This is a genomic window from Ruegeria marisflavi, assembly GCF_025673445.1.
In the GTDB taxonomy this organism is placed as follows: domain Bacteria; phylum Pseudomonadota; class Alphaproteobacteria; order Rhodobacterales; family Rhodobacteraceae; genus Ruegeria_B; species Ruegeria_B marisflavi.
The window spans coordinates 94,369-118,734 of the sequence record NZ_JAOVQN010000017.1 but is presented as its reverse complement, the minus strand read 5'-3'; the positions used below and the strand labels follow the sequence as shown (position 1 = coordinate 118,734).

Below are 24,366 nucleotides of genomic sequence, written 5' to 3'. Positions count from 1 at the left end.
ATTCTGAACGCCATGACCCGCCCGGATCGACCACGTCAGGCGCTTACAGCCGCCTGAAAGCGTTGTTCAGGACGAACTAATTATGAGCGTTGGATCTTCAGTTAAAAATGGTGCCCCCACACGGCATCATATCCCTATATCTTGATGCCCCACCATGACTACAAAACTGCGCTAAGACCATATTTTTAGGGGATTACCTGTTTCAGGGTATTCCACCCTGACCCACTATATACTATATGTTGCGGGTGGACAGAAAGGGGGACTGAATGTCCCGCACTCTCAACAAGCTGAATGACAAGGCGGCCAAGGCGGCGCAGCCGGGAAAATACTCGGATGGTGGTGGCCTGTGGCTGCACAAGCGACCTGACGGCGGCGCGCAATGGGTTCTTCGGGTTCATGTTCATGGCCGTAGGCGCGAGATGGGGCTTGGCCCCTACCCCGAGGTATCGCTGAAACAAGCCCGCCAGGACGCCGAACACGCCCGCGCGCTAGTGCGGCAGGGGTTGGACCCTATCAAGCAGCGGGAACGTCAGAGGCGCGAACAGGCGCGCAACATGCATCTGCTTGCGGATATCGCCCGTGATGCCTTCGAAAGCCGCAAGGCGGAACTAAAAGGCGACGGCAAGGCGGGCCGGTGGTTCAGCCCCCTTGAAATCCATGTGCTTCCAAAACTGGGCAAGGTGCCTGTGGCCGATCTGGACCAACAGGATATCCGCGACACGCTGGCCCCGATCTGGCACGACAAGGCCGATACGGCGCGAAAGGCGCTCAACCGTCTAAGCATCTGCCTGCGACACGCGGCGGCGCTGGGCCTAGACGTCGATTTACAGGCCACTGACAAAGCGCGCGCCCTTCTCGGTAAACAGCGCCACAAGGCCCAACATATCCCTGCCCTGCCTTGGCCGGACGTACCCTCTTTCTATCAAAGCTTAGACGGCGGCACGATTACCGAACTGGCCCTGCGACTGCTTATCCTAACGGCGGCACGCTCCCATCCTATCCGGCATATCCGCTTTGATCAGATCGACGGCGATATCTGGACCATCCCGGCAGAAGCGATGAAAGGCCGCAAGGACGCCACAAGCGAGTTTCGTGTTCCCCTGTCGCAAGAAGCCTTGAACGTGATTGAACAGGCAAAACCCTTTGCCCGCGACGGCTTCCTTTTTCCTAGTGTCCGCAAGGGCGTCATATCCGACATGACCATGAGCAAATTCATGGAACGGCGCGGCATGGCCGAACGCCCGCACGGCTTCCGGTCCAGCTTCCGCGATTGGGTGGCCGAAACGCAAAGCGTCCCCTTCGAAGTAGCCGAAACGGCGCTGGGCCATGTAACAGGCGGCGCAGTCGAACGGGCCTACCGTCGAACAGATTACTTGGAGCAACGGCAGGCACTAATGGAGCGATGGGCGCTTCACCTTCACGCCGGTAGCGAAAAAATTTCTTACAAAAAATTCACCTTGCTTTGATTGAAGATCAATTTTTCTCGCCACGCGAACCAAAATGTTTGAGTTATCCACAACGAAGAAACCACCTCAAACAAATGGAATAGTCAAAATTTATCGCAAAATGTAGATTCACCCACAAAGCTACCCGCAACATATTGCGAGCAGAAGTTATGCACAGCTTGTACCCAAGAAACATACATCTTGGCCGACTCCATGCCCGCAGTTAGAATCACGGGACACAATGAAACCCAGTGGCAACATAGGAAATGGAATGAAACTAATCGGATTTAACGAACTGAGAAACAAGCTGGCCGGGCGAGGCCGAAGCTCGATCTACAGGGATATCTCGTTAGGTCGCCTGCCAAAACCGCGCAAGCTTGGTTCGCGCCTTTATTGGGTCGAAGAGGAAATCGATGCGATGATTTCGAACTTGGCCGAGTAAGACCCACCCCATTCCACGCTAGGTGCATGGGCCGGGGCGGGAATATATCTTGGCGGATACTCCCCCTACATACGCCCAGCGCCTCCGTGGATCAATATCGGAGGCCACAATGGCTGAAAAAACCAACTGGGGCGATGCCCCTTTCAAAATCCTTTTGGACAGTAACCAAGCACTCGTCGTCACGGTCTCGGGCCGTGACCGCTGGGCGCTGGAATGCTTGATTGCATCGGGCGAACAGGGCTGCACACCCATAGACACTCCCGGCCCGAGGTGGAGCGGTTACGTCCATAACTTGCGCAAGCTGGGCGTGCCCATTGAAACGGTCACAGAACCGCACGGCGGCCCCTTCAAGGGAACACATGCCCGATATGTCCTTAAATGCCGCGTAGAGCGCGCTGGCGGAACTGAGGCGGCGTAATGAAGCACAAGGCACCGGACACACCGCATGAGCGCCTGGAGCGCCGTCTGCGCCATCAATATGGCCTTCCAGAACACTTGGCGCGCACCATCGCAGATCTACGCCACAACAAGGTGGTGAACTAATGGTCCGCAAACCATACAAGCATCACAAGAAGGGAGTTGGACGTCATGTCCAGCTTCCCGAATGGCTGCAAGCGACGGAGGCATGGGCAACTATGCCTCCCGGCCCCCGCGCTCTCTATGTCGAACTGAAGCGCCGCTACAACGGTAGCAACAACGGCAACATAATCCTGAGCCACAGGGACGCGGCCAAAGCCCTAAGCGTTCACCGCAACACGGTCGGGCCTTGGTTCGACGTTCTACAGGAACGCGGCTTCATCCGCATGACACAAGCGCCTTATCTTGGCCCATCGGGCATTGGCAAGGCGTCGATCTGGGCCTTGGAAGAATTGCCTACAACGGACGGGAAGCCAGCCGGGAAGGCGTTTGTTCGGTGGCGCGAAAACAAAACCCCCGCACAAAAAACAGGACACCCCGACACAAATATTGTGACGCTTCGCTCCAAAACCGGCTCAGGCCGGGCGTAAGTGTCACACTGATTGTGACGCGGAAGCCCGAAACCCAAGTTTTCGCGTCACAAAAACCCGGACATATATACATCTAGCCATAGGCTGTATCGCTTCGCTCGCGCCAAGACTTAAGAGCAGGGAAAACTGGATGCCAATGCTGACTGGATAAGTGTGCGCGCTGATTCATGGCGCTTTTCGGGGGTTTCAACTAGGTATCTTACGACGATATCCAGCACCTGTCCGTTTTCCACGGTTGGCGGAATGCAGAAACCTAAAGCCGCGCTAGACAAGAAATCAAACTGCTCTGAGTCAATCTCACCGGAGGATTTCGACACGACGCCAATCAGGGCGCCCCATTTCAAGCCCTCAACCGCACCGAAAACATAACCGAAACAGAACCCTTGCTGAACAGTGGCTTCTCCGCCTTCGCAAGCGTGCAGTATGTCATTTCCCGAAAAGGGTTCTGCTATGTTTTGGGAACCGAATGTTGCGAGAACACAAGTCAAGAACAGTCGTCTGATGAACATTGGTTTCTCCCTTGGCATCCGTTGACTAACTCTAGCAACTCGTTTCATTCCCGCCAAAGATTTCGTATTATTCTAAGCCACTAGGCATTCCACACAGGGTACGGTCACACAGTGAAATCGGGCGCAGAGCTAAACGCGAAACGGACTGAAGCCGGTTTTTCCCAAAGGGAAGTAGCTCGACGTGCCGGGCTATCTCACAAGGCGGTTCAACATTGGGAAAGCAAGCAAAGGCTGGACGCGGCGGCATACGGTCTGATGACAATCTTTAGAGCTCTAGGCAGCGAAGCTGAATTTTTTTGGCAATCGAAAACGACCCGTTTGGCAAACGTCTTATTGGGCTCAACAAGCTCGCGCGCCCGGCGGGCCGGGTCGCGGTGGCCCAGCAGACATTCAAAAAGGTTGGAGCGTCACATTCGTGCCATTTTGACACTAACTTTCAGACGCAATTGCCTGCAATTGATCTTGGTTGACGCTAGTCAAGTTGTGCCCATCAAAGGAGGGAACACAGACTAGCAGTCGCGTTTCTGGACACCCATAAAAAAGGATACTATTTTGACAAACTTAAGTTTTCTAACTTTTCTTGCTGCATTTCTGATTGCAGCGCCAAGCTTCTCTGCTGCCAGTCTCCAAGTTGAAACCGTCGCAGGGAGTAACGTCGTTGAGCATGGCGGTGGCTGCCGAAAAGATAGCCCCCCAGGGAAATGCTGCCACGCCGGTTCGAAACCCTATCACTGCCACTAATACTCACCACTCATAGATCACTAGAGCCAGATGAGTGGCTGGAGAAACGTCGCCCCCACAGTCGGGGGCGGCGCAATGTTTACAAATGAGGAACAAATGAAGAAAATCTGCGCGACCTTGTTCGGGTTGGCGGCATTGTCGGCTTGTGGAACGACATATCAAGTCACTGAAGTTTCAGACACACACGCATCACAGGCCAAAGCAATATTTGCTCAAGAGCAAAACACAGCTACCGCTCAGGCAGGCCAACGGCTGTCATCATCGCAAGCCGTGAGGCAGTTTGAACAGGTTGTCAGTCGGGTTGAGCCTGTAGCAGAACGATTCTGCAGGGAACAAACCGCAGATCGTAAGGATTTTGATTGTAACATCGTTGTTAAGGTGGACAGCAAAAAAGACTATCGTAATGCCTTTCAAACATACGACGAAAATCGAAGGCCTCTCGTTATCTTTACTCTCCCCATGATTGCTGACGCCAGAAACCCGGATGAACTTGCGTTCGTTATGGGGCATGAGATGGGTCACCATCTGGCTGCGCACATCGAAAAGCAGCAACAGCAAGCATTGGCGGGTGCGCTCATCCTCGGAGTAGCCGCCGCTTATGCTGGTTCGAGCCCCTATGTAGATCCGGTTATTGCGCGCCAAAATGTAGACACAGCCGTCCAACTAGGCGCGGAAATCGGAAATTTGGCCTTCTCTCAAACCTATGAGCTAGAGTCTGATGTCATCGCCACCTACATCACCAAGGCCGCTGGATACGATCCGGTCAAAGGGGCTCGTTTTTTTGCTCGCCCAGAGAACCCAAAACATTCCAATGGTCAACTGAGCTTCTGGGGAACGCATCCAGCGGATGAGAAACGCATTGCTACTGTTCTAGCGACCGCAGAACGAATGAAGCAGACAGGAGCATCAGCGCCTCAAAAAGCAGAGCGAAAGGAAACACCTCTCTACTCGCAGGAATGATGCCCCCTGGCTAGATGTATCCATGTAGATTTTTTGTGACGCCGCTTTCCTCAATTTTGTGGCGTCACAAACTTAAGGAACGAGCCAAGATTTACTGCGTGTTCGATGCAGAAGCACTTTTAGCCAACGATCAAAAGTGTTGATAAGACCGACGCTTCCTTAGACAGTTTGAGTTAGGGATACATGCGATGAACTCAAACTTGATACGCGCTTTAGTGCTCACACTGGCTTTAGCTCCTTCGGGTGGCCTTGCCCAATCGCTCGTACCATTCGAGCAATGCGCGATAATCGTCGCCTCACGTCAGACAATCATAGAAGCTAGAGAATACATTCAAAACAACGGCATAGAAGATATCGCTACGGTTTTTGAAGCGAAAAATGGCTGGCTTGCGATATCTGTTGGCACGGTCCCCTTGAGCTCATCTAAGCAGGCTCTCGCCGAGCTAAAATCCAAACCATCATTTCCATCCGATGCGTACTGCTCGACTGGGAAAGCCTACGTTCGAGTTGTTGCAGCCCCCAAGAACTCCTCATCTTCTTTAAAAAGTGCCGTTTCAACGGCTTTAGATGGCGAGTTTGACGCCCGCCCATTATCCTCGGCTGAGAAGCGCTTTCTTCAAGCAGCGCTGGCACTTGAAGGTTATTACAAAGGGCTTCTTGATGGTGTTTGGGGAAGCGGAAGCCAAGAGGCTTTTGAACGATTTACCTATTCGACCTACTCATCCGAACCTTTGAATGTTCACGCCGTCACACTCATTATGGCAGTCATTGACGAGGTCGTAGAAGGTGGATGGCAATCAGAGTACATATCAAAGCTCGACATGTCCGTGGCTATGCCAACTTTGCGGATAGAGCTCGTTGAAAGCAGGAATAATCGGCAAAAATGGCAAGACTCTGAAACAGGTCTGGAGTTCATTTTCGACAGATTTGATAACGATGGTGCTACTGGTGCTCATCAAGCAATGCTGAGAGCGCACACCGGTCAGGACGGGCCATACACAGTTAGAAAGCCCGGGTTCGCCGTTACCTCCATCAGTAGCGCCGGAAAACTAGAGTACTTGCGGTCAGATTTCATTGATAACGCTTGGAGCATGGTCTACATCGCTGCTCCTCTCACAGCCAAAAACTATGTTGGACTAGCATCAAGCAGTTTGACGCGCGGCTATGGCGAGTACTTCGATATCCCTAAAGGGGGTCATCTCGACGGTCAAATTCGGGAGTTCCTTGCCTATTTGGATGAACCCGATCAAACAGAGGACAAACAAAACTCGTCCGAGCCAAACTCTAGGGAACACCAAGATGCCGCCGGGTCCGGTTCTGCGTTTTTCGTGAATGACGAAGGTTATGCTCTAACCAACGCACACGTAGTCGATGGCTGTCGCTTTCTAAAGTTGAACGGTTTTCCCGCTGAAATCGTTTCGATTAGCGACTCTTTCGATCTTGCCGCTGTGAAAACCGACGCTTCTTTACCCTCAACTCCATTATGGTTCTCTGCGTCTCCTGCCAAACTCAATTCTGACGTCACAATCGCAGGCTTTCCTTTACATGGACTGTTGGGAGGACTGAACGTATCTCGTGGGGCTGTATCTTCGCTAAAGGGTATCGGAGGAACGGAAACCACAATGCAAATCACTGCCCCCGTGCAACCAGGTAATTCAGGAGGGCCCGCTGTGAATAGTCAGGGTGAGGTCGTCGGTGTTGTCGTGGCTAAACTCGATGCCCTTTTGGTAGCACGCGAAATTGGTGATATCCCTGAAAATGTAGGTTTTGCGGTCAGGGGAGAATTGGCTCAACTTTTTTTGACGTCGAACGGCATCCCCTACGAAAAAAGTTCAGGGAATGCATACCTCAGCGGAGAAGAACTTGCTGAAAGATTGGAAAAGTCTACCGCCCTATTGGAATGCAACAAGTAAGGTTGGGTACTAGGACTTGAATCGCGAACCGGTACCAACGTCAGTCCGATGCCCATCAATTGCATGTCTGACACCAAAATTCGCAGCCGTCAGGCCAAGCGCGCGCAAGACCTTCCCCGACCAAGATATCGCCAATTTGCCAGCCATTGGAACGAACGACTGCTAGCGTCCGCCCATACTTATCCTTGCCGTGACGCTCTATGGAGATTTTCGTCGTGTTGAACAGTTCAACCAAGCGAGCTGTCGCCTTTCGGGCCAGTTCCCGCTCTACGTCGCCACCGCACACATTCGATGTTGGCTCAGGCGTGTCATAGCCCATCGCCCGGATTTTTTCTCCTTCCCACCAAAAGGTGTCCCCATCCACGACGCAATTCAATCGCGGCCCCGAACCGCATACTTCAATCGCAAGTGCTGATGCTGGCAATACAAGGAGAACAAGCGCCAAAAGTCTAAGCATGAAGCGCATACCTCCTTGTATGCTAAAATGAGGCCTACCCAAGATGGTATAGCAGGTGTGAAGTGATTGAGACAGGCGCGGAACTGAAGGTAAAACGAACCGAGGCCGGGTATTCTCAGCGTCAACTGGCAAGACGTGCCGGGCTATCTCACAAGGCGGTTCACTACTGGGAAAACAAGCCAAGGCTGGACCCGACCGCCTACGGCATTAGGGCTATCTTTAGGGTTCTGGGCGTGGAAGATGGCGAATTAAGCAACAAATACGCGCGCGTGCGGCATGGGGTCTTAGACCCAAGGGCCACGGAACGCCTCTTGCTCGAAATAGCGCCAGGCATGTCACCGGCATTTCGCAAGCGGTTGGCATATCGGCGCGTAACCTGCGGAGCCAAGACTCGACAAGGCCAACCATGCCGCTCCAAGTCAGAACCTGGACGAGATAGATGCCGGTTTCACGGGGGGCTTAGTACTGGCCCGAAAACGGAAGCTGGACGGGCCAAGATATCAGCGACTCAGAAAGCAAGATGGGCTGCATACCATCGGCAGCAAAGGGGATTAAAAGGGGGATAGTTCCACCAGTCAGTGGCGCAAGTATTTGATTTTAATCTGTAAGCTTATTTTAAATGGTGCCCCCACACGGACTCGAACCGCGGACCTACTGATTACAAATCAGTTGCTCTACCAGCTGAGCTATAGGGGCAAGCCATTGAACGCATTGCTGCATTCTTGGCTGACACGAACGCGGTCATGACTGGGCGATAGCTGACGCAGCAATCCCGTTTCGCATGAGCCGCCGTTTAAACGATCGCTATGCAAAGCGCAATCCTCCAAAACCCGGTTTTGCGAAGAACACCCTGCCCCGCGACTAAGCGAACTTTACATGAAAACCTGGAGTAATGACGACGACCTGAGCCACCTGCCCTTGTGATGCACAAATGGAGCCGGCTCGGTGCGCTGAAATACTTGCCGAACAAAGACCGCCTTGGAATCGGACAGAGCGGCGCCGTGACCGCTCCACACACATCGCAACACTTAGGAGCGGATGTGATCCTTCGATTTGACTGACGTCGTGCCAGCGGATACTCAGTACGTATCTGATTGTTTTCAAAAGGAAGCCCGGCACCCATGCAAGTGGTTTTCCACACCGGCGCCCATGGAACGGATGACGAACGGCTGATCAAATGCCTGCTCGTGAACAAAGAACCGTTCTCGAACAAAGGGATCGCAGTTCCCGGCCCGGCGCAGTATCGCAGCCTGTTCAAGAAAGTTCTTTCGGCCCTAGATGAAGCCGAAACCGATCCGGACCCGAATGCTCGAGAGATTTTACTTGAAACAATTCTCGACGGCGAGGTGGCAGACCGGGTAGTCCTGTCCGACAGCAATCTGTATGGCACCCGTTGGTCGGCGATTGGCAAGGGCATTTTCTATCCACGGGCGCCACAAAGGCTTGCCTATCTGCAAAGCATCTTTGGCTATGATCAGGTCGAAGTGTTCATGGCCGTTCGCAACCCCGCGAGCTTTATTCCCAATGTTCTGATGGCCCTGCCGGAAAAGGGGGTCGTAGAAGCGATGGACGGGCTCGATCTGGAACTGTTGCACTGGTCCAGAATGGTGCAGGCCATTCGCGATGCAGCGCCTCAAATCCAGCTGACCATTTGGTGCAACGAGGACACGCCACTGATCTGGTCTCAAATCATTCGTGACTTGGCCGGATTGGAGCACGGCACTAAGATCGTGGGGGGCTTCTCGCTGTTGTCCGAAATCATGTCCAAGGAAGGCATGCTGCGCTTCCGCGCTTACCTGGCCGAGCACCCCGAATTGACCGAGATGCAGAAACGTCGGGTGATCGCCGCCTTCCTCGACAAATACGCGCTGGAAGACGCTGTCGAGGAGGAGCTTGATCTGCCCGGCTGGACGCATGAGTTGGTGGACAGGCTGACAGAGCTATACGACGAAGACGTCTTTGCGCTGCAACGTATCCCGGGTGTACAGTTCATCGCGCCCTGATTGCGCCTGCGGCGTCGGCGCTTACATGCCAAGCGCAGCCTTGTACATTTCCAGCACCGCTTCTTCTTCGGCGATGTCGTCCTTGTCGCGCTTGCGAAGGGCGACGATCTTGCGCATCACCTTGGTGTCATAGCCGCGTGCTTTGGCTTCGGCCATTACTTCCTTTTGCTGCTCGGCGATGTCTTTTTTCTCGGCTTCCAGCCGCTCGATCCGCTCGATGAACTGGCGCAACTCGCCTGCGGCAATGTTATAGGTGGCATCCGCCTGGGGCTGATCCATGGTGCATTCTCCGTTGGTCCGACACGCGCCTGCGGCATAGCCTGAGCCCGGTTCGCCTGCAAGGCGCATTTCCCCATCCTTGCACCCAATAGGCCGATCGGCTAACGCAGGGCCTGAATGCAGCAAGGTGGAGCTAGAATGCTGTTCGACATCATCATCTGGGCTGGCGCAAGCCTGTCGCTGGCCGGGCTGGCTGGGCTGGTCTGGTGCATTCTGCGCGTGAACAAGGCCCGAAAGGCCGGGCTGAGTGACGATGACCTGCGCGCCGCAGTACAGGCTGTTCTACCCTGGAACCTGGGTGCGCTGTTCCTGTCGGTCCTTGGACTGATGATGGTAATCCTGGGAATATCGCTCGGCTGAAAACAGCCTGATCAGACCGGCATGTTGTCGAAGCGCGCTTCGACCGCATCCTCGCACAGCGCGGCATCAAGCTGACGCAGCCGCGATGGGAGCTTTACGCCGCGCTCGCGCATCTGATCCATGATGCGGCTGAATTGCGGCTGAACTTCAAGCCTTGTTGCAAGGCCCGCCCCCGCAACCCGACGCTCCAACATCTCGGCCACGCGAAACAGCTCTTGATCGGTCATGATTTTCCTCCCTTTTCCCTGTATCTTGCCGCCCGTGTGTAACAGGGCCAAGAACTCTCCGATTTTTCCGGTCTGTCTGACGAAAGTTTTGAAAAATGTGCTCATTGCCGAAGCACTCTGGAGCGACTTGCCAAAGTATCGCGCAAACGGGTGCCTGCCGACTTGACCCACGTCAAACGCGTACCGATTTGCGAAAGGGACTGAAACTGTTGCATCACATTCAGCTTTGACTATATGTCATGCAGGAAGATACTGGAGAAGACGATGACCCCCTTTGTAAAAGCCTTCTTTGATGAGGCGACCTTTACCGTGTCCTACCTGGTGCGCGAGCCGCAGGGGAAAAGCTGCGCCATCATCGACAGCGTGCTGGATTTCGATCATGCCTCGGGGCGGACGAACACCAACTCGGCGGATGCGATAATCGAATATGTCAAAGCCGAAGACCTGCGGGTGGAATGGATCCTGGAAAGCCACGTTCACGCCGACCATTTGTCTGCTGCCCCCTATCTGCAAGAAGCTTTGGGCGGGAAAATCGGCATCGGCAAGAACATCACTATCGTTCAGGACACGTTCGGAAAAGTGTTCAACGAGGGCACCGAATTCCAGCGCGACGGCAGCCAGTTCGATTCCCTGTTCCAGGACGGCGACAGTTTCCATGTCGGCCAGATGCGTGGCGATGTACTGCATACACCCGGCCATACCCCTGCCTGCCTGACCTATGTCATCGGGGATGCTGCGTTTGTCGGCGATACGCTGTTCATGCCCGATTTCGGGACGGCGCGCTGCGATTTCCCCGGCGGCTCTTCTGCCACATTGTACCAGTCGATCCAGAAGATCCTGGCCTTGCCGGACGAAACCCGCATCTTTGTGGGCCACGACTACAAGGCCCCCGGGCGTGACGAATATGCCTGGGAAACCACCGTGGGGGAGCAGAAGGCGCTGAACATCCATATTGGCCAAGGCCGCAGCATCGAGGAGTTTGTGCAGATGCGCGACACCCGCGATGCGACCCTGGCGATGCCTCGACTGATCCTGCCCTCGTTGCAGGTGAACATGCGCGCCGGGCATATGCCGCCGGCGGACGAACAGGGCAACGTTTATCTGAAACTTCCGGTCAACAAGCTCTGACCGGTACTGAAACAAGCAAGCGCGAACAAAAGATACAGGGCACATGGAAACGGATTGGATTTGGGGCCTCGTCGGTGGCCTGCTGATTGGCACCGGCGGCGCGGTGTATTTGCTGGGAAATGGTCGGATCATGGGGGCCAGCGGTATTCTGGGCGGGTTGGTCGACGGGTCAGGCTGGCCCAGTTGGGTCGAGCGGCTTGTCTTTATCCTGGGTGTGGTCATCGCCCCCCTGTTTCTTTGGCCGCTCTACTCGGTCGAGATCGACACCCATCTGACCCAGGATTTCTGGGTTGTAGTCATCGCCGGACTGTTGGTCGGCGTCGGGACACGCATCGCAAACGGCTGCACATCCGGACATGGCGTGTGCGGGATCTCGCGCTTTTCGCTGCGCGGCATTGTCGCGACCGTCTTTTACATCCTCGCGGGCGGGTTGACGCTTGCCATCTTTCGTCACCTCCTGGGAGTAATCTGATGCGGATTCTGATTTCGCTTGTTGCCGGTGCACTGTTCGGCGGCGGCCTGTTCGTTTCGGGCATGACCGATACCCGCAAGGTTCAGGGTTGGCTGGATGTGTTTGGTGATTGGGATCCGACGCTGGCGTTTGTGATGGGAGGCGCGATCATTCCGATGTTCTTTGCCTGGCGGTTCACCAAGGGCCGCAAACCCCTTGCCGCGGACTCCTTTCCATCGTTGCCCAGACCGGAGCTAGACCATCGCCTGATCACCGGCTCGGTTCTGTTTGGCATGGGCTGGGGATTGGCCGGTCTCTGCCCGGGGCCAGCGCTGGCCTCGATCACCTATGGGGGCATCGGAGGACTGGTTTTCCTCGCCGCCATGATCACCGGAATGGCCATAGCTCCCAGAGTTGGCAGCCAACTGGACAGACTCGCGGCGACAGCATAAGGAACGCCAATGGATATTCGACCGATCACCCCCCGTTATGCCGTCTCGCCGCAGATTTCGGTCGAGGACATTCCAGCAATCGCAGCTGCGGGTTTCACCCGGATCATCTGCAACCGGCCCGACGCCGAGGTGCCGCCCAGCCATCAGGCGGCATCGATCGGCGCTGCGGCGCAAGCGGCTGGTCTGGAATTCGAGGTTCTGGAACTGACGCATCAAACCATGACACCCGAAAACGTCGCCCGTCAGAAAGCGCTTGCCGCTGCGGGGCAAGGGCCGGTTTTGGCCTATTGCGCCTCGGGCACAAGATGCTCGGTCGTCTGGGCCCTGGGCCAATGCGGCGAGATGAGCCCGGACGAGATCCTGCAAAAGACCGCATCCGCCGGTTATCAACTGGACGGGTTGCGTCCCCGTCTCGAGGAAATCTGTGCGGCTGGGAACTGAACCGGGGCGGAGCGGCTAAAGTCGCCCCCCGTTTTCTTCTAGTTCGCCAAGACCTGCGAGTTCACAGATCTCTGCCGCGGCCTGCTCCGGATTCAGGGCCGGCAGCGAAATGTCATAAGCCGACAAACGCTCTTCGGTCTCGGTGTCGAGGTCCTCGTAGTCGTCGGTTCTGCTATGCCCTTCCTTTGAGAGTTTGACGCTCTCTTGCGGGTCTGGTTTGGGCGGCTGCGGCAGGGCCTTGTCCCGCGCCGTTGAATGCCCGGAGAAGCCGCCTGCTCCCGCGTCTTCCTTTTCGAGCGAGGGCGGTTTTTCGTTCAACCTGACTGCCCGCATCCCACGGCACTGCCCCAACCGCGCAACCGCGACCGGGCGCCCCTCGATCGTGAGCATGTCGATTCTGTCCAGCTTTGGCTGGTCTAGCGGCAGCAGGGATCCCGGCTGCATATCCGCCAAGGCTGAAAGCGGCAGTTTTATCCGGCAGATCACGGCGTTCAATTCAGCACGAACGACGCCAAAGGACCGTTCCAACCCCGGATTAGCAGCTTCGCCGCTGTCTCGGTCGTCCTCTCGGGCTTCCGGCTGATCGGGCAGGATCAAGGTGATCTGGCCCTGTAACTTGCCGCCGGCGATCTCGGCCGTCAGGTCAAAGACACGGTAGCGTTCCGCCTCCAACAGCAGGAGCAGGGCACGACGGCCGTCGGCCCGGGTGGCATAGCTGTATCCGGCCAGACAATTGCGATCCGCAGGTATCTCGGCCAATTCGCTCGCCCTGGGCAGAAACGCGTCCACCATCGGTGCTGCCATCGCCGCGTCTGTTTCGGTATAGGCCCGCCCGGGGCTGTCTCCGTTCAGAACTTGCCCCATGGTCTGCTGTTGCAACAAGGCCGAGACACAGGCGCGGTCAAAGCATATCGCCCCCAGGCCCTCCCCCAGCCCCGAAAGCAGCAGATAAAGGCGGCCTTCGGGCACGGCACGTGCTAGCTCATCCAGTTCGTAACGGGCCTGCGTGGCACCTATCACGGCCACTGCCAACCCGACTGCATCGTCCGCCGCGCGCGCGAGGGCCAGTCTTAAAGCCCGCAGAATGGACCGGGTGTCGCCCTGCCTCTCGTCACGGGCAAGCGCCAGCTTTCGTTCCAAGGTCGACCGTATTTCCGGTTGCGTAGCCATCACCCGATGCGTTCATTCCGCCGTTCTTACTCCTTTACACCTGTACCGCGCGAGGGGTTACCAAGACCTTTACTCCGGGTCACTGCGCAGCAATTTCCAGTCCCAGTGGCAGGCTGACGCGAAATGCGCCCCCTTCCTGCCCGGGCAGATAGGTGACATTGCCGCCAAGCCGCTGCATGATTTCGCGACAGATCGCCAGGCCCAGACCGGCGCCGCCAGCCTTCTCAGCGCTGACGCGGGCAAACTTCTCAAATACCATCTTCTGGGAATGCGGCGGAATACCGTTGCCGTTGTCCACAAAGTCGACAACAACCTGCCCACCGACATCATGTACGGAAATGGACAACGTCGGCTCGTGTGCCTCACAGTATTTCTGGGCGTTTGCGATCAGGTTGATGAATACTTGGGTCAACCGGTCGAGATCGGTTCGAATAGCGATACGTTCGGTCGCTCGGTTCCGCCTCAGTTTCAACGGGTTGATAGAGCCGGTCAGCGCCGTGGAACTCGCGCGGTCAATTACATCCACCAACATGCCCTCGGTCACATTGAGAGACACCTGGCCGTTTTCCAGCACACTGAGATCCAGCAGGTCGTTCAACAGACGCGTAAGCCGCATCGCCTCGTCATGAATGATCGCCGCGTAGCGGGTTTTTTCCGCCACTTCCAGACCATCGGTGTCTCTCAGAATCTCGGAAAACGCCCGAATAGAGGTCATCGGTGTTCTCAACTCGTGGCTGATCTGGCTGAGGAAGGCGTCCTTCTGCAAGGAAATCTGGGTCAGTTTTTCATTGGCATCTCGCAACTTGTGCGCAGTACGGCTCAGTTCGGCCGACTTGGCCTCCAATCGACTGGAGTATTCCAGAAGCTGAGCGGACTCGTCGGCAACAGCAAGCAGATCCTCGACCGAAACCGAGGAGCCGCCGACGATCTGGCCGATCATCGCATGCGCCGTGGCCGCACCGACCGAGCCCGACAACTCACGTTCGAGCCGTTCCAGGAAAGCTGGGGTCGGTTCCGGGAAATAGGCGCGACTGCCTTGCGCCTTTGCTTCGGCCTGAAAGAATTCCTGGGCCTCGCGCGCGCCCATGATTCGCTGCGACATGATCATCAGGTCTTCACTCTGGGCTACGGATCCGCTCCACCCGCGTGGCCCCGCCGAATGGTCGAAGACATTCACGAATTGTGCCCCCTGCAACCGTTCCAACGGGCTGGGGAAACTCAGAAGAGACGCGATGCAGAATGCCGCCGAATTCAGCGACAGGGACCACATGACCGAATGCACCATCGGATCAAGCCCCTCGATGCCGAACAGGGCCTGCGGCCTAAGCCAGGATAAACCCCACAGCCCCTGCTCGATTACCGACGGGGCCAGAACACCTGCGCCCATTCCCGGCAAAAGCAATGTAAAAAGCCACAGGACAAAGCCGACGGTCAACCCGACCAGCGCGCCTGTCCGGGTTGCCCCGCGCCAGAACAGCCCGCCCACCAGCGCCGGCAGGATCTGCGCGATCCCGGCAAAGGCGATCAGGCCAATAGAGGCCAGCGCCGCGCCGCCTCCAGAAAGGCGGTAATAGAAATACCCGAGCGCCAGAACCGCCGCGATGGATACCCGGCGCGCGTAGAGCACGACGGACCGCACATCGCCCGATACCGACGCTCCGCCCCCTTTGGCGTTCAGCCAGATCGGCATCACGATATGGTTCGACACCATGGTCGACAGCGCCATAGCCGCAACGATCACCATGGATGTGGCCGAGGAAAAGCCGCCGAGAAAGGACAGCATGGCCAGCATTTCCTGCCCCTGCGCCAAGGGAACCGTCAGAACGAAAAGATCTGGGTTGGAACCCTCGGGCAGTATTTCGAGCCCGACCACGGCAATCGGGACAACAAACAGGCTCATCAGCATCAGATAGAGCGGAAACGCCCAGGCGGCGGTGCGCAAATGGCGCTCGTCATCGTTTTCCACCACCATGACCTGGAACATGCGCGGCAGACAGACGAAGGCCGCGGCGGCAAGAAAGGTGATCGTCGCCCAGCGCCCGTGATCCACTTGCCAGACACCGATCTCGGAGGCGTCAATACGCTGTAGCGTATCGAAAACGCCACCGGCGATGCCCCAGACAACAAAAACGCCCACCGCCAGAAGAGCGATCAGCTTGACCACGGCTTCGATGGCCACGGCGGTCACAACGCCGTGGTGCCGTTCGTTGGCATCAAGGTTACGCGTGCCGAACAGAATAGCAAAAACCGCCAGCCCGGCCGCAACCCAAAACGCACTGGATCCTTCGACATAACTTCCAGCAGGATCGGTTTCGGCGAAAATGGTGAAACTCAGGGTGATCGACTGCAATTGCAGCGCAATATAGGGCGTCACCCCGATGACGGCGAGAATAGTCACGCAGACGGCAAGCGTGTTGGATTTTCCGTAACGCGAGGAAATCAGGTCGGCGATCGAAGTGACCCGCTGAGATCTGCCGACGCGGACAAGCTTTCTCAGCCCCCACCACCATCCGATCATGACCAGCGTGGGCCCAAGGTAGATCGTTACAAACTCCAACCCCGAGCGCGCCGCATAGCCGACTGCGCCATAGAAGGTCCACGCCGTACAATAAATCGACAGGGACAGGGTATAAACCAGCGGCGACCGCAACCAGGTCGATCGCCCGGCCGAGGCCAGGCGATCGGCCGCAAAGGCAACCCCGAACAGCAAGACCACGTAACTCAGGCAAACCGCGACAAGGACATTGAGCGAGGTCATGTGTCGCGCTCCGGTTCCAGTGGGTCAGACGGCTGCCCTTGCCGGGCCGCCACGCCGAACCCGACGCTGACCAGGATCAGCACCGCCCAGACGCTAAACACATAGGTGATCGCAGCCGACATCCGGACCGCGTTTTCCCCTTCGGTCGGCCAGAGAAGGGGTACGGCGAAAAGCGCAGCCCCCAGAACCGGAAGCAACCGCGCCGCATCCATGAGGCGACGGCGGCGATAGCTCTGCCTCTCCAGGAACACCGGTGGCGGCTGAACCTGGTCCTTGCCCGGTTCGCGCGTGTCGCTCACGTTTGCGAGGCCTGGGCGTGCAGGTCGCGCACGGCTGTCAGGACCTCGGCATTCGAGAACGGTTTGGTCATGAAACGGCTGACACCGGCCTTTTCGGCCATGTCGCGGTCGCGCGACTGGCCGCGCGCGGTCAACATCAGCACCGGAAGATCCCGGGTATCGTCACGATCACGCAACTCCCTGAGGATATCCATGCCGCTTTTTCCGGGCAGCATCACATCCAGAATGATGAGATCCGCCGAAGCACCGGCAATCTTTTCCACAGCGTCGGCACCATCGGCGTGTGTTTCCACATGCCAGCCATCGCGAGTGAGCAGGAACCGGATCGCCTCGGCAATGTTCGGCTCGTCCTCGATCAGCAGAACCCGTCGGCCCATCCTCGCCCTGTCCTCCCCCTAAAAGGCAGGCGGGTTTGCACCCGCTCGTATATGCCGTTCCAAGATTAGCCTCGCTTCTGCAATGCTGTCAAAACCCTTCGGACAAAACCGAGGGCTCGCGACGGGCGGCGCATTCCCTGCTGGGGCAAACACGGCACGACGATCCGACCGGCAACGCCGCGGTTTCGCCCCGCTCGGCAGTTGGCACCGGAAGAATCAGCATGATTGAATGATAAACCGGATCAACATTGAAATCCGGCATCTCCTGAGGCCAGGCAACGGCGAGGCAATCGAATTCAGCCGTGTTTCGACCCAGTTGCGAGACTCGTCTGCGGATAGGAACAAGCGGGCGGCCCAGCGCGGTGAAAAGAGGCCATAACGGGCAACTCTCTCCGTGCCTTGGCAGGGCGAAACCGGCAGTTGCTTTTCGAAACAGAATACTGCCCGACGCGTCGCAGACGACAAGACCCACCTCGTGCTGCAAGACCCCTTCGGGTAAACTTGCAAGGCGCCTAAAAACGGCGACAAGGTCCACCCCGAACTCGCGCGATAGCGCCATGGGTTCCAGCCCCGTGCGATCCAGCGCGTCGACAAATCGGTCCAACGGCATCGCTTTGACATCGCTGGCATAGATATCCAGCCATTTACGCGCGATATTGCGGGCAGCACCCGACCGCAGTTCGTTCAACGGCACATTGGCAACCGCTTCGCCGCGCTCCAATTCCGCAAAATGGTGTCCTCGCGCAGCGACAAAGGTCTCGACCTGCTCGACCGGCACGCCCGTGCGGTCCTCTCCCGCGTCCGTATCGTCGAGATACGCGACCAGCGACTTTGAGCTTTCGGCCAGACGCTCTGCATCCTGGTGCAGGTTTCTGTGGAACCGGTCCCGCCATTCGGTGGCAAGTTCCCCAGGTTCGGCCAGGATGGCGGCGGTCGAGCGGATCGCGGCCGCGGTCGACAGCACCTCGTGCAGCGACGCCGCGAGGTTGGGATCATGCGTCAGCCTGTCTGACAGCGTCTCCACCGTCCTCTCCAATGAATTCACACGCCGAAAAAGCTGCGCCAAGAGCTCCGCCCAGCCCGGAAAACGACCGGCAAGTTCGTCGGCGCGGTCCGTTTCGGCAATGGCCGCCCCGTCGGTCGCCGCCGCCTCTCGTAGAGCTGAGATCAGCGCGGCCTCGGCCCCTTCGGTCAGCGCCGAGGGTTCGACAGACAGGGCCGATGCGATATTCACCAGAAGCTTACCGCCGATTCTGCGGCGGTTGTGCTCGATCAGATTCAGATAAGAAGCCGATATTCCCACCTTGCGCGCCAGATCGGCCTGGCGAAACCCGACAACTTGCCTGCGCTCGCGGATTCGACTACCAGTCAGCGTGTCACGCGCCATCGCATAGACCCTTCGGAATATGAATGTAAATCAATGGGTTTCTGCGTCGCAACATAATATAGTTTACCATAAGATCGTAGAACGTGTATATATATTTACAGAATTTTCTTTCCAAATAAAGGACTTATTGCGAAATTTTCGAAATCCCACGCATTATTTATTTGCACAGATGTGCCACGCCGGTCGGAAGAGGAGCCGATCGCGCACGCCATTTTGGGAGGAAAACATGTCAAACAACGAACTCACGCGCCGCGGCTTGCTGCGCACCGGCGCTGTTGCCGGCGCAGGTGTCGCTCTGCCCACGATCTTTACTGCATCGTCGGCTGCGGCTTACACCAACGAACCGACCGGCGGCACGGTTACCCTTGGCTTCAACGTGCCGCAGACCGGGCCCTATGCTGACGAAGGCAACGACGAGTTGCTGGCGCAGCAGCTGGCGGTCGAGCATCTGAACGGGATGGGCGACGGTGGCTGCCTGAACACCTTCACCTCGAAGGCACTCAAAGGGAACGGCATCCTGGGCAAGAAGGTCCAGTTCGTGACCGGCGACACCCAGACCAAGTCGGACGCCGCCCGGGCATCGGCCAAATCGATGATCGAAAAGGACGGCGCCATCATGATCAACGGCGGCTCGTCCTCGGGCGTGGCCGTGGCCGTGCAGGGCCTGTGCCAGGACGCCGGCGTGATCTTCATGGCGGGTCTGACCCACTCGAACGACACCACTGGCAAGGACCGCAAGAAGAACGGCTTCCGCCACTTCTTCAACGCCTACATGTCGGCGGCCGCCCTGGCGCCGGTGCTGTCCAAGGAGATGGGGGCCGATCGCCGCGCCTATCACCTGACCGCGGACTATACCTGGGGCTGGACGCAGCAGGAATCGATCGCAGCCGCAACCGAAGCCATGGGCTGGGAAACCGTCAACAACGTGCTGACGCCGCTGGCGTCGACCGACTTCTCGTCCTATATCGCGCCGGTCCTGAATTCGGGCGCCGACGTGCTGGTTCTGAACCACTATGGCGGCAACATGGTCAACTCGCTGACCAACGCCATCCAGTTCGGCCTGCTCGACAAGGTAGCCAACGGCAAGGACTTCAAGATCGTCGTGCCTCTCTATTCGGAACTGATGGCCGCCGGTGCGGGCGAGAACATCAAGGGCGTGCTGGGCTCGATGAACTACAACTGGCAGCTCGACAACGAGGGTTCGCGCGCCTTCGTCAAGTCGTTCGGCGAGAAATACGGCAAGCCGCCGTCGAACTCGGCCCAGACCTGCTATGCGCAGGTTCTGCTTTATGCCGATGCCTGCGAGCGGGCCGGAACCTTCAACCCCTGCGGTGTGGCCGAGGCGCTGGAAGGCTTCGAATTCGACGGCCTGGGCAACGGTAAGACGCTCTATCGTGCCGACGACCACCAGTGCTTCAAGGACGTTCTGGTTGTGCGCGGGGCGCAGAACCCGACCAACGCCTATGACACGCTGGAAATCGTCGAGGTCACCCCGGTCGAGCAGGTCATGTACGCACCCGATCACCCGATGTTCGGTGGCGCCGAAGCCTCGCTTGGCGAGTGCAACTCGGGCGCATGATTCGGGCTAGAGAATTTTCGAGGAAAATTCTCTGACTTCCGCAAAGCCGCCCTTCCCGGCCCTGGCCGGGAAGGGCGTGCGGTACCAGCCACAAGGTGGGGACGATGGACGCAATCATCCTGCAAATTCTGAACGGGCTCGACAAGGGCTCTGCCTATGCGCTGATTGCGCTGGGACTTACGCTGATCTTTGGGACGCTGGGCGTCGTCAACTTTGCCCATGGCGCCCTGTTCATGATCGGCGCCTTCTGCGCCGTCACCGTTCAGCGCCTGCTCAACCTGAGCTTTCAGACCGTGGACGAAACCCAGAAGGACTTTCTGGGCAATCCATTGAAGGTTGACACCCCCTATATCGAAGCCTGGTTCGGACCCGAGGTCGGGGCCACGATCATCGACTGGTCGGTACCGCTGGCCGTTGTTTTCGCCATCCCGATCATGCTGGCCGTGGGCTATGCGATGGAGCGCGGGCTGATCAAGCATTTCTACAAGCGCCCCCATGCCGACCAGATCCTGGTGACCTTTGGCCTTGCCATCGTGCTCCAGGAAATTATCAAATACTTCTTCGGCGCCAACCCGATCCAGACGCCGGAACCCTCGGCACTCAAGGGCTCGCTCGATATCGGGCTGATGCTGGGCTTTGACCCGAACGCGATCATCTATCCGATCTGGCGCCTGGTCTATTTCGCCTTCTCGGTGGTGATCATTGGCGGCGTCTTTGCCTTTCTCCAGTTCACCACCTTCGGCATGGTGGTGCGCGCGGGCATGGCGGATCGCGAGACCGTGGGCCTGTTGGGCATCAATATCGACAAGCGGTTTACCATCATGTTCGGCATCGCCGCCGGTGTCGCCGGTCTGGCGGGTGTCATGTACGGGCCGCTCAACCCGCCCAACTATCACATGGGTATGGATTTCCTGGTGCTCAGCTTCGTTGTCGTCGTGGTCGGCGGCATGGGCAGCCTGCCCGGCGCTGTCGCCGCCGGATTCCTGCTGGGTGTGCTGGAAAGCTTTGCCTCGACCACCTGGGCCACAACGACCATCCCGGGCATCAACCAGATCATCATCTATCTGGTCGCAATCATCATTCTGCTGACCCGTCCTCGGGGCCTTATGGGCCGCAAGGGCGTGATGGAGGACTAACCCATGCTGGGACTGGACAAGAAAGACACCTCGCTGCTGATCATCGTGGCGATCCTCACCCTGCTGGCGCCGTTCATCCTGAACCCGTTTCCCGCAGGCAGTGCAATGGCACAGTTCAACGCGGGCTATCCCGACCTGATGCAGCGCTTCGTGATCTTCGGGATCTTCGCCATCGGCTTCAACATCCTGTTCGGCCTGACCGGCTATCTCAGCTTCGGCCACGCGGCCTTTCTGGGAGTAGGCTCGTATTCGGCCGTGTGGATGTTCAAGCTGCTCAGCTACAACGTGATCCCGGCCATCGCGCTGAGCGTTGTCGTGGCCGCGCTGTTCTCGCTGCTGATCGGTTATGTCAGCCTGCGCCGCTCGGGCATCTACTTCTCGATCCTGACACTGGCCTTTGCACAAATGAGTTTTGCGCTGGCCTATTCGGTGCTGTCGAACCCCAAGTTCAACCTGACCAACGGGGAAACCGGGCTTCAGGTCTATGCCGACGATCCGCAGATTTTCCACCGTGCCAGCCTGCCCGACATGCCGCATCTGTTCGGCCTGTCGATGCGCTCGACCTACAAGCTTGACCTCGGCGCCTGGAGCTTCGATTTCAACGTGGGCTATTACCTGTGCGCCGTGATCATGATGGTCATGTTCTACCTTGCCATCCGCATCTTCCGCTCCCCCTTCGGGATGATGCTGCGGGCAGTGAAATCGAACCAGCAGCGGATGAACTATACCGGCCTCAATCCGCGCCCCTATACACTTGCGGCCTTTGTCATCTCGGGCATGTATGCCGGTTTGGCCGGTGGCCTGATGGCGGCGATGGACCCACTGGCGGGTGCCGAGAGGATGCAGTGGACCGCAAGCGGCGAGGTGGTTCTGATGACCATCCTGGGCGGCGCGGGTACCTTGATCGGGCCAGTTCTGGGCGCGGGCTTCATCAAGTATTTCGAGAACATCTTCTCGAAGATCAACGACACCATCCTGCACCAGTGGTTCAGCTTCCTGCCGGACGGGATCGAGGACTTCATGGTTTTCATCGTTCACCCGTTCATTGGCAAAGGCTGGCATCTGACTCTCGGGATCCTGTTCATGCTGGTGGTGATCTTCCTGCCGGGTGGCCTCGTCGAAGGCGGTCAGAGGCTGGGCAAGTGGATCCGCAATCGCGGCAAGGACACGGCGGAAGCCGAGACCAAACAAGAGCCTGCGGAATAAGGAGCCGGAACCATGGGTATTCTCGAAATCAAGAACGTGGGCAAACGGTTCGGTGGCCTTCAGGCTCTGTCCGACGTCAACCTGAGCGTGGCTGAAAACACCGTTCACGCGATCATCGGCCCGAATGGCGCGGGCAAGTCCACCCTGCTCAACTGTCTGGTGGGCAAGTTGATCCCCGATACAGGCAGCGTCATGTTCGACGGTCAGTCGGTGCTGGGCCGCGCGCCCTTTGAGATCAACCAGATGGGCATCTCCCGCGTGTTCCAGACACCCGAGATCTTTGGCGATCTCACCGTTCTGGAAAACATGATGATCCCCTGTTTCGCCAAGCGTGACGGTGCGTTTGAACTGAACGCCCTGCCGTCTGTGAACCGCCAGACTGATGTCCTGGAACGGGCCATGCACATGCTGGAAGAAATGAACATGGCCGACAAGCGCAACATGCATGCAGCGGCCATGTCGCGGGGCGACAAGCGTCGGCTGGAGATCGGCATGTGCCTCAGCCAGGAGCCGCGTCTGCTGCTTCTCGACGAACCTACGGCCGGTATGGCACGGGCGGATACCAACAACACGATCGATCTGCTCAAGCAGATCAAAGCCGAGCGCGATATTACCATCGCCATCATCGAGCATGACATGCATGTCGTGTTCTCGCTGGCCGACCGGATCACGGTGCTGGCGCAGGGCACGCCTCTGGTCGAGGATTCGCCGGAAAACATCAAGGGCCACCCGAAGGTTCGCGAAGCCTATCTGGGCGAAAGCGCGTAAGGGAGTGCGTCACTCATCCCGAAAAGCGGGCCCCGGTTTTCGGACAAGATGAGTGAGAGAGGATAAACCAATGAACGTAAAACCCGATTTCTCCAAGAACGCCAACCAGGCCACCACCGCACCGGCCTTTCTGTCGATCTGGGACATGCACGCCTATTACGGCGAAAGCTATATCGTGCAGGGCGTCAACTTCAATGTACACGAGGGCGAGATCCTGGCACTGCTGGGGCGGAACGGGGCAGGCAAGACCTCGACCCTGCGCTCGATTGCGCGCGCCGGATCGCCGATGGTAACCCATGGCGAGATCTGGCTGGACCACCAGCCGCTGCACAAGATGACCAGCTATCAGGCGGCCCAGGCCGGTCTGGGGCTGGTGCCCGAGGATCGACGCATCATTCCCGGCCTGACGGTCGAGGAAAACCTGCAACTGGCACAGATTGCACCACCCGTGGGCTGGTCGCTTGAACGGCTCTACGAGCTTTTCCCGCGGTTGGGCGAACGTCGCAAGCAAGAAGGCGTCACCCTATCGGGCGGCGAACAGCAGATGCTGGCCATCGCCCGTGCGCTGGCGCGTGACATCAAGGTGCTGCTTCTGGACGAGCCTTACGAAGGTCTGGCGCCGGTGATCGTGGACGAGATCGAAAAGACGCTCATCCATATCAAGGAACAGGGCATGACCACGATCATCGTCGAACAGAACGCCGTGCGTGCGCTGGAACTGGCCGACCGCGCCGTGATCCTGGATACCGGCACCATCGTGTTCGACGGATCGGCCGCGGAAGTACTAGGCAACGCCGAACTGCGGGCCGAGTACCTGGCGATCTGAACCCACACTCCCCGTCGCGCGGGCTTTGGTCTGCGCCGACACACT

General features: G+C 57.7%; 28 protein-coding genes and 1 tRNA gene. 19 read left to right on the top strand and 10 right to left on the bottom strand.

The window, feature by feature from the left end:
* Positions 1 to 266: 266 nt before the first annotated feature.
* The 4 genes from OEZ49_RS16410 (at position 267) to OEZ49_RS16395 (ending at position 2,894) form a co-directional block, all read left to right on the top strand.
* The gene (locus OEZ49_RS16410) at positions 267 to 1,466 is read left to right on the top strand and encodes a tyrosine-type recombinase/integrase (protein ID WP_263389326.1); all 1,200 of its coding nucleotides are present in this window, start codon (positions 267 to 269) and stop codon (positions 1,464 to 1,466) included.
* 250 nt (positions 1,467 to 1,716) lie between these two features.
* On the top strand, positions 1,717 to 1,887 hold the full coding sequence (locus tag OEZ49_RS16405) for a helix-turn-helix transcriptional regulator (protein WP_263389325.1): 171 nt from the start codon (positions 1,717 to 1,719) through the stop codon (positions 1,885 to 1,887).
* A gap of 109 nt (positions 1,888 to 1,996) precedes the next feature.
* Entirely contained in the window at positions 1,997 to 2,305 is a 309-nt protein-coding gene (locus OEZ49_RS16400; protein ID WP_263389324.1) for a winged helix domain-containing protein, read from the top strand.
* A 124-nt stretch (positions 2,306 to 2,429) separates the two neighbouring features.
* Positions 2,430 to 2,894 carry a helix-turn-helix domain-containing protein gene (locus OEZ49_RS16395; protein WP_263389323.1) on the top strand — a complete coding sequence of 155 codons (465 nt, stop codon included), beginning with the start codon at positions 2,430 to 2,432 and terminating at the stop codon, positions 2,892 to 2,894.
* A gap of 110 nt (positions 2,895 to 3,004) precedes the next feature.
* On the opposite strand, the gene OEZ49_RS16390 is transcribed toward OEZ49_RS16395, so the two are convergent.
* Positions 3,005 to 3,403, bottom strand: a complete 399-nt coding sequence (locus tag OEZ49_RS16390) for a Rap1a/Tai family immunity protein (RefSeq protein ID WP_263389322.1) — start codon at positions 3,401 to 3,403, stop codon at positions 3,005 to 3,007.
* Between the two features lie 111 nt (positions 3,404 to 3,514).
* Here OEZ49_RS16390 and OEZ49_RS23065 point away from each other — a divergent pair, with 111 nt between their 5' ends.
* From OEZ49_RS23065 to OEZ49_RS16380, 3 genes are all read left to right on the top strand, one after another.
* Positions 3,515 to 3,916 (top strand): helix-turn-helix domain-containing protein, encoded by a 402-nt coding sequence (locus OEZ49_RS23065; RefSeq protein WP_397545680.1) that lies wholly within the window; start codon positions 3,515 to 3,517, stop codon positions 3,914 to 3,916.
* A gap of 303 nt (positions 3,917 to 4,219) precedes the next feature.
* Positions 4,220 to 5,104, top strand: coding sequence for a M48 family metalloprotease (locus OEZ49_RS16385; RefSeq protein ID WP_263389321.1), 885 nt, complete (start codon positions 4,220 to 4,222; stop codon positions 5,102 to 5,104).
* 188 nt (positions 5,105 to 5,292) lie between these two features.
* Positions 5,293 to 7,017, top strand: coding sequence for a trypsin-like peptidase domain-containing protein (locus tag OEZ49_RS16380; RefSeq protein WP_263389320.1), 1,725 nt, complete (start codon positions 5,293 to 5,295; stop codon positions 7,015 to 7,017).
* A gap of 55 nt (positions 7,018 to 7,072) precedes the next feature.
* Here the strand turns inward: OEZ49_RS16380 and OEZ49_RS16375 are convergent, their stop codons facing one another.
* Positions 7,073 to 7,474: a thermonuclease family protein gene (locus OEZ49_RS16375; protein WP_263389319.1), complete on the bottom strand. Its 402-nt coding sequence runs from the start codon at positions 7,472 to 7,474 to the stop codon at positions 7,073 to 7,075.
* Positions 7,475 to 7,536: 62 nt separating this feature from the next.
* On the opposite strand from OEZ49_RS16375, the gene OEZ49_RS23060 reads away from it, so the two are divergent.
* The gene (locus OEZ49_RS23060; RefSeq protein ID WP_397545679.1) at positions 7,537 to 8,040 is read left to right on the top strand and encodes an HGGxSTG domain-containing protein; all 504 of its coding nucleotides are present in this window, start codon (positions 7,537 to 7,539) and stop codon (positions 8,038 to 8,040) included.
* Between the two features lie 54 nt (positions 8,041 to 8,094).
* Here OEZ49_RS23060 and OEZ49_RS16370 read toward each other — a convergent pair.
* A tRNA-Thr gene (locus OEZ49_RS16370) sits at positions 8,095 to 8,170 on the bottom strand.
* Between the two features lie 425 nt (positions 8,171 to 8,595).
* Between OEZ49_RS16370 and OEZ49_RS16365 the strand changes: the two genes are divergently transcribed.
* Entirely contained in the window at positions 8,596 to 9,477 is an 882-nt protein-coding gene (locus OEZ49_RS16365; RefSeq protein ID WP_263389318.1) for a hypothetical protein, read from the top strand.
* 21 nt (positions 9,478 to 9,498) lie between these two features.
* Here the strand turns inward: OEZ49_RS16365 and OEZ49_RS16360 are convergent, their stop codons facing one another.
* Complete coding sequence (locus OEZ49_RS16360) at positions 9,499 to 9,756, bottom strand: DUF2312 domain-containing protein (protein ID WP_164129857.1); 258 nt, start codon at positions 9,754 to 9,756, stop codon at positions 9,499 to 9,501.
* Between the two features lie 138 nt (positions 9,757 to 9,894).
* Between OEZ49_RS16360 and OEZ49_RS16355 the strand changes: the two genes are divergently transcribed.
* Positions 9,895 to 10,116 (top strand): hypothetical protein, encoded by a 222-nt coding sequence (locus tag OEZ49_RS16355; RefSeq protein ID WP_370462763.1) that lies wholly within the window; start codon positions 9,895 to 9,897, stop codon positions 10,114 to 10,116.
* A gap of 11 nt (positions 10,117 to 10,127) precedes the next feature.
* Here the strand turns inward: OEZ49_RS16355 and OEZ49_RS16350 are convergent, their stop codons facing one another.
* Positions 10,128 to 10,343, bottom strand: coding sequence for a hypothetical protein (locus OEZ49_RS16350; protein ID WP_164129858.1), 216 nt, complete (start codon positions 10,341 to 10,343; stop codon positions 10,128 to 10,130).
* Between the two features lie 264 nt (positions 10,344 to 10,607).
* On the opposite strand from OEZ49_RS16350, the gene OEZ49_RS16345 reads away from it, so the two are divergent.
* The 4 genes from OEZ49_RS16345 to OEZ49_RS16330 are packed head-to-tail and all read left to right on the top strand — an operon-like array spanning position 10,608 to position 12,815.
* Complete coding sequence (locus OEZ49_RS16345; RefSeq protein ID WP_164129860.1) at positions 10,608 to 11,471, top strand: MBL fold metallo-hydrolase; 864 nt, start codon at positions 10,608 to 10,610, stop codon at positions 11,469 to 11,471.
* 43 nt (positions 11,472 to 11,514) lie between these two features.
* Entirely contained in the window at positions 11,515 to 11,943 is a 429-nt protein-coding gene (locus OEZ49_RS16340) for a YeeE/YedE family protein (RefSeq protein WP_263389317.1), read from the top strand.
* Positions 11,943 to 12,374, top strand: coding sequence for a DUF6691 family protein (locus OEZ49_RS16335; protein ID WP_263389316.1), 432 nt, complete (start codon positions 11,943 to 11,945; stop codon positions 12,372 to 12,374). Before OEZ49_RS16340 ends, OEZ49_RS16335 begins: the two co-directional genes overlap by 1 nt.
* Before the next feature lie 9 nt (positions 12,375 to 12,383).
* Positions 12,384 to 12,815, top strand: a complete 432-nt coding sequence (locus OEZ49_RS16330; RefSeq protein ID WP_164129866.1) for a TIGR01244 family sulfur transferase — start codon at positions 12,384 to 12,386, stop codon at positions 12,813 to 12,815.
* A 15-nt stretch (positions 12,816 to 12,830) separates the two neighbouring features.
* Here the strand turns inward: OEZ49_RS16330 and OEZ49_RS16325 are convergent, their stop codons facing one another.
* The 5 genes from OEZ49_RS16325 to OEZ49_RS16305 form a co-directional block, all read right to left on the bottom strand.
* Complete coding sequence (locus tag OEZ49_RS16325) at positions 12,831 to 13,985, bottom strand: FliM/FliN family flagellar motor C-terminal domain-containing protein (protein WP_263389315.1); 1,155 nt, start codon at positions 13,983 to 13,985, stop codon at positions 12,831 to 12,833.
* A gap of 79 nt (positions 13,986 to 14,064) precedes the next feature.
* A complete protein-coding gene (locus tag OEZ49_RS16320) occupies positions 14,065 to 16,743 on the bottom strand; it encodes an ATP-binding protein (RefSeq protein ID WP_263389314.1) in 2,679 nt (892 codons plus the stop codon).
* Complete coding sequence (locus OEZ49_RS16315) at positions 16,740 to 17,042, bottom strand: hypothetical protein (protein WP_263389313.1); 303 nt, start codon at positions 17,040 to 17,042, stop codon at positions 16,740 to 16,742. The genes OEZ49_RS16320 and OEZ49_RS16315 overlap by 4 nt, the downstream gene beginning before the upstream one ends.
* On the bottom strand, positions 17,039 to 17,419 hold the full coding sequence (locus OEZ49_RS16310) for a response regulator transcription factor (RefSeq protein ID WP_164129874.1): 381 nt from the start codon (positions 17,417 to 17,419) through the stop codon (positions 17,039 to 17,041). The genes OEZ49_RS16315 and OEZ49_RS16310 overlap by 4 nt, the downstream gene beginning before the upstream one ends.
* 88 nt (positions 17,420 to 17,507) lie before the next feature.
* Positions 17,508 to 18,806, bottom strand: a complete 1,299-nt coding sequence (locus tag OEZ49_RS16305; RefSeq protein ID WP_263389312.1) for a helix-turn-helix domain-containing protein — start codon at positions 18,804 to 18,806, stop codon at positions 17,508 to 17,510.
* 226 nt (positions 18,807 to 19,032) lie between these two features.
* Here OEZ49_RS16305 and OEZ49_RS16300 point away from each other — a divergent pair, with 226 nt between their 5' ends.
* The 5 genes from OEZ49_RS16300 to OEZ49_RS16280 all read left to right on the top strand — a co-directional run bounded on the left by OEZ49_RS16300 (position 19,033) and on the right by OEZ49_RS16280 (position 24,321).
* Entirely contained in the window at positions 19,033 to 20,385 is a 1,353-nt protein-coding gene (locus OEZ49_RS16300) for a substrate-binding protein (protein ID WP_263389311.1), read from the top strand.
* A gap of 104 nt (positions 20,386 to 20,489) precedes the next feature.
* The gene (locus tag OEZ49_RS16295; RefSeq protein WP_263389310.1) at positions 20,490 to 21,521 is read left to right on the top strand and encodes a branched-chain amino acid ABC transporter permease; all 1,032 of its coding nucleotides are present in this window, start codon (positions 20,490 to 20,492) and stop codon (positions 21,519 to 21,521) included.
* A 3-nt stretch (positions 21,522 to 21,524) separates the two neighbouring features.
* Positions 21,525 to 22,727 (top strand): branched-chain amino acid ABC transporter permease, encoded by a 1,203-nt coding sequence (locus OEZ49_RS16290; RefSeq protein ID WP_263389309.1) that lies wholly within the window; start codon positions 21,525 to 21,527, stop codon positions 22,725 to 22,727.
* A 12-nt stretch (positions 22,728 to 22,739) separates the two neighbouring features.
* A complete protein-coding gene (locus tag OEZ49_RS16285) occupies positions 22,740 to 23,495 on the top strand; it encodes an ABC transporter ATP-binding protein (protein WP_263389308.1) in 756 nt (251 codons plus the stop codon).
* A 70-nt stretch (positions 23,496 to 23,565) separates the two neighbouring features.
* Positions 23,566 to 24,321, top strand: coding sequence for an ABC transporter ATP-binding protein (locus tag OEZ49_RS16280; RefSeq protein ID WP_263389307.1), 756 nt, complete (start codon positions 23,566 to 23,568; stop codon positions 24,319 to 24,321).
* The last annotated feature ends 45 nt before the right edge of the window (positions 24,322 to 24,366 follow it).

What these genes read in the sequence shown, in the direction of transcription:
- OEZ49_RS16410 (WP_263389326.1), top strand. Translation starts at nt 267, where the DNA reads ATGTCCCGCACTCTCAACAAGCTGAATGACAAGGCGGCCAAGGCGGCG.
- OEZ49_RS16405 (WP_263389325.1), top strand. Translation starts at nt 1,717, where the DNA reads ATGAAACTAATCGGATTTAACGAACTGAGAAACAAGCTGGCCGGGCGA.
- OEZ49_RS16400 (WP_263389324.1), top strand. Translation starts at nt 1,997, where the DNA reads ATGGCTGAAAAAACCAACTGGGGCGATGCCCCTTTCAAAATCCTTTTG.
- OEZ49_RS16395 (WP_263389323.1), top strand. Translation starts at nt 2,430, where the DNA reads ATGGTCCGCAAACCATACAAGCATCACAAGAAGGGAGTTGGACGTCAT.
- OEZ49_RS16390 (WP_263389322.1), bottom strand. Translation starts at nt 3,403, where the DNA reads ATGTTCATCAGACGACTGTTCTTGACTTGTGTTCTCGCAACATTCGGT.
- OEZ49_RS16385 (WP_263389321.1), top strand. Translation starts at nt 4,220, where the DNA reads ATGTTTACAAATGAGGAACAAATGAAGAAAATCTGCGCGACCTTGTTC.
- OEZ49_RS16380 (WP_263389320.1), top strand. Translation starts at nt 5,293, where the DNA reads ATGAACTCAAACTTGATACGCGCTTTAGTGCTCACACTGGCTTTAGCT.
- OEZ49_RS16375 (WP_263389319.1), bottom strand. Translation starts at nt 7,474, where the DNA reads ATGCTTAGACTTTTGGCGCTTGTTCTCCTTGTATTGCCAGCATCAGCA.
- OEZ49_RS16365 (WP_263389318.1), top strand. Translation starts at nt 8,596, where the DNA reads ATGCAAGTGGTTTTCCACACCGGCGCCCATGGAACGGATGACGAACGG.
- OEZ49_RS16360 (WP_164129857.1), bottom strand. Translation starts at nt 9,756, where the DNA reads ATGGATCAGCCCCAGGCGGATGCCACCTATAACATTGCCGCAGGCGAG.
- OEZ49_RS16355 (WP_370462763.1), top strand. Translation starts at nt 9,895, where the DNA reads ATGCTGTTCGACATCATCATCTGGGCTGGCGCAAGCCTGTCGCTGGCC.
- OEZ49_RS16350 (WP_164129858.1), bottom strand. Translation starts at nt 10,343, where the DNA reads ATGACCGATCAAGAGCTGTTTCGCGTGGCCGAGATGTTGGAGCGTCGG.
- OEZ49_RS16345 (WP_164129860.1), top strand. Translation starts at nt 10,608, where the DNA reads ATGACCCCCTTTGTAAAAGCCTTCTTTGATGAGGCGACCTTTACCGTG.
- OEZ49_RS16340 (WP_263389317.1), top strand. Translation starts at nt 11,515, where the DNA reads ATGGAAACGGATTGGATTTGGGGCCTCGTCGGTGGCCTGCTGATTGGC.
- OEZ49_RS16335 (WP_263389316.1), top strand. Translation starts at nt 11,943, where the DNA reads ATGCGGATTCTGATTTCGCTTGTTGCCGGTGCACTGTTCGGCGGCGGC.
- OEZ49_RS16330 (WP_164129866.1), top strand. Translation starts at nt 12,384, where the DNA reads ATGGATATTCGACCGATCACCCCCCGTTATGCCGTCTCGCCGCAGATT.
- OEZ49_RS16325 (WP_263389315.1), bottom strand. Translation starts at nt 13,985, where the DNA reads ATGGCTACGCAACCGGAAATACGGTCGACCTTGGAACGAAAGCTGGCG.
- OEZ49_RS16320 (WP_263389314.1), bottom strand. Translation starts at nt 16,743, where the DNA reads ATGACCTCGCTCAATGTCCTTGTCGCGGTTTGCCTGAGTTACGTGGTC.
- OEZ49_RS16310 (WP_164129874.1), bottom strand. Translation starts at nt 17,419, where the DNA reads ATGGGCCGACGGGTTCTGCTGATCGAGGACGAGCCGAACATTGCCGAG.
- OEZ49_RS16305 (WP_263389312.1), bottom strand. Translation starts at nt 18,806, where the DNA reads ATGGCGCGTGACACGCTGACTGGTAGTCGAATCCGCGAGCGCAGGCAA.
- OEZ49_RS16300 (WP_263389311.1), top strand. Translation starts at nt 19,033, where the DNA reads ATGTCAAACAACGAACTCACGCGCCGCGGCTTGCTGCGCACCGGCGCT.
- OEZ49_RS16295 (WP_263389310.1), top strand. Translation starts at nt 20,490, where the DNA reads ATGGACGCAATCATCCTGCAAATTCTGAACGGGCTCGACAAGGGCTCT.
- OEZ49_RS16290 (WP_263389309.1), top strand. Translation starts at nt 21,525, where the DNA reads ATGCTGGGACTGGACAAGAAAGACACCTCGCTGCTGATCATCGTGGCG.
- OEZ49_RS16285 (WP_263389308.1), top strand. Translation starts at nt 22,740, where the DNA reads ATGGGTATTCTCGAAATCAAGAACGTGGGCAAACGGTTCGGTGGCCTT.
- OEZ49_RS16280 (WP_263389307.1), top strand. Translation starts at nt 23,566, where the DNA reads ATGAACGTAAAACCCGATTTCTCCAAGAACGCCAACCAGGCCACCACC.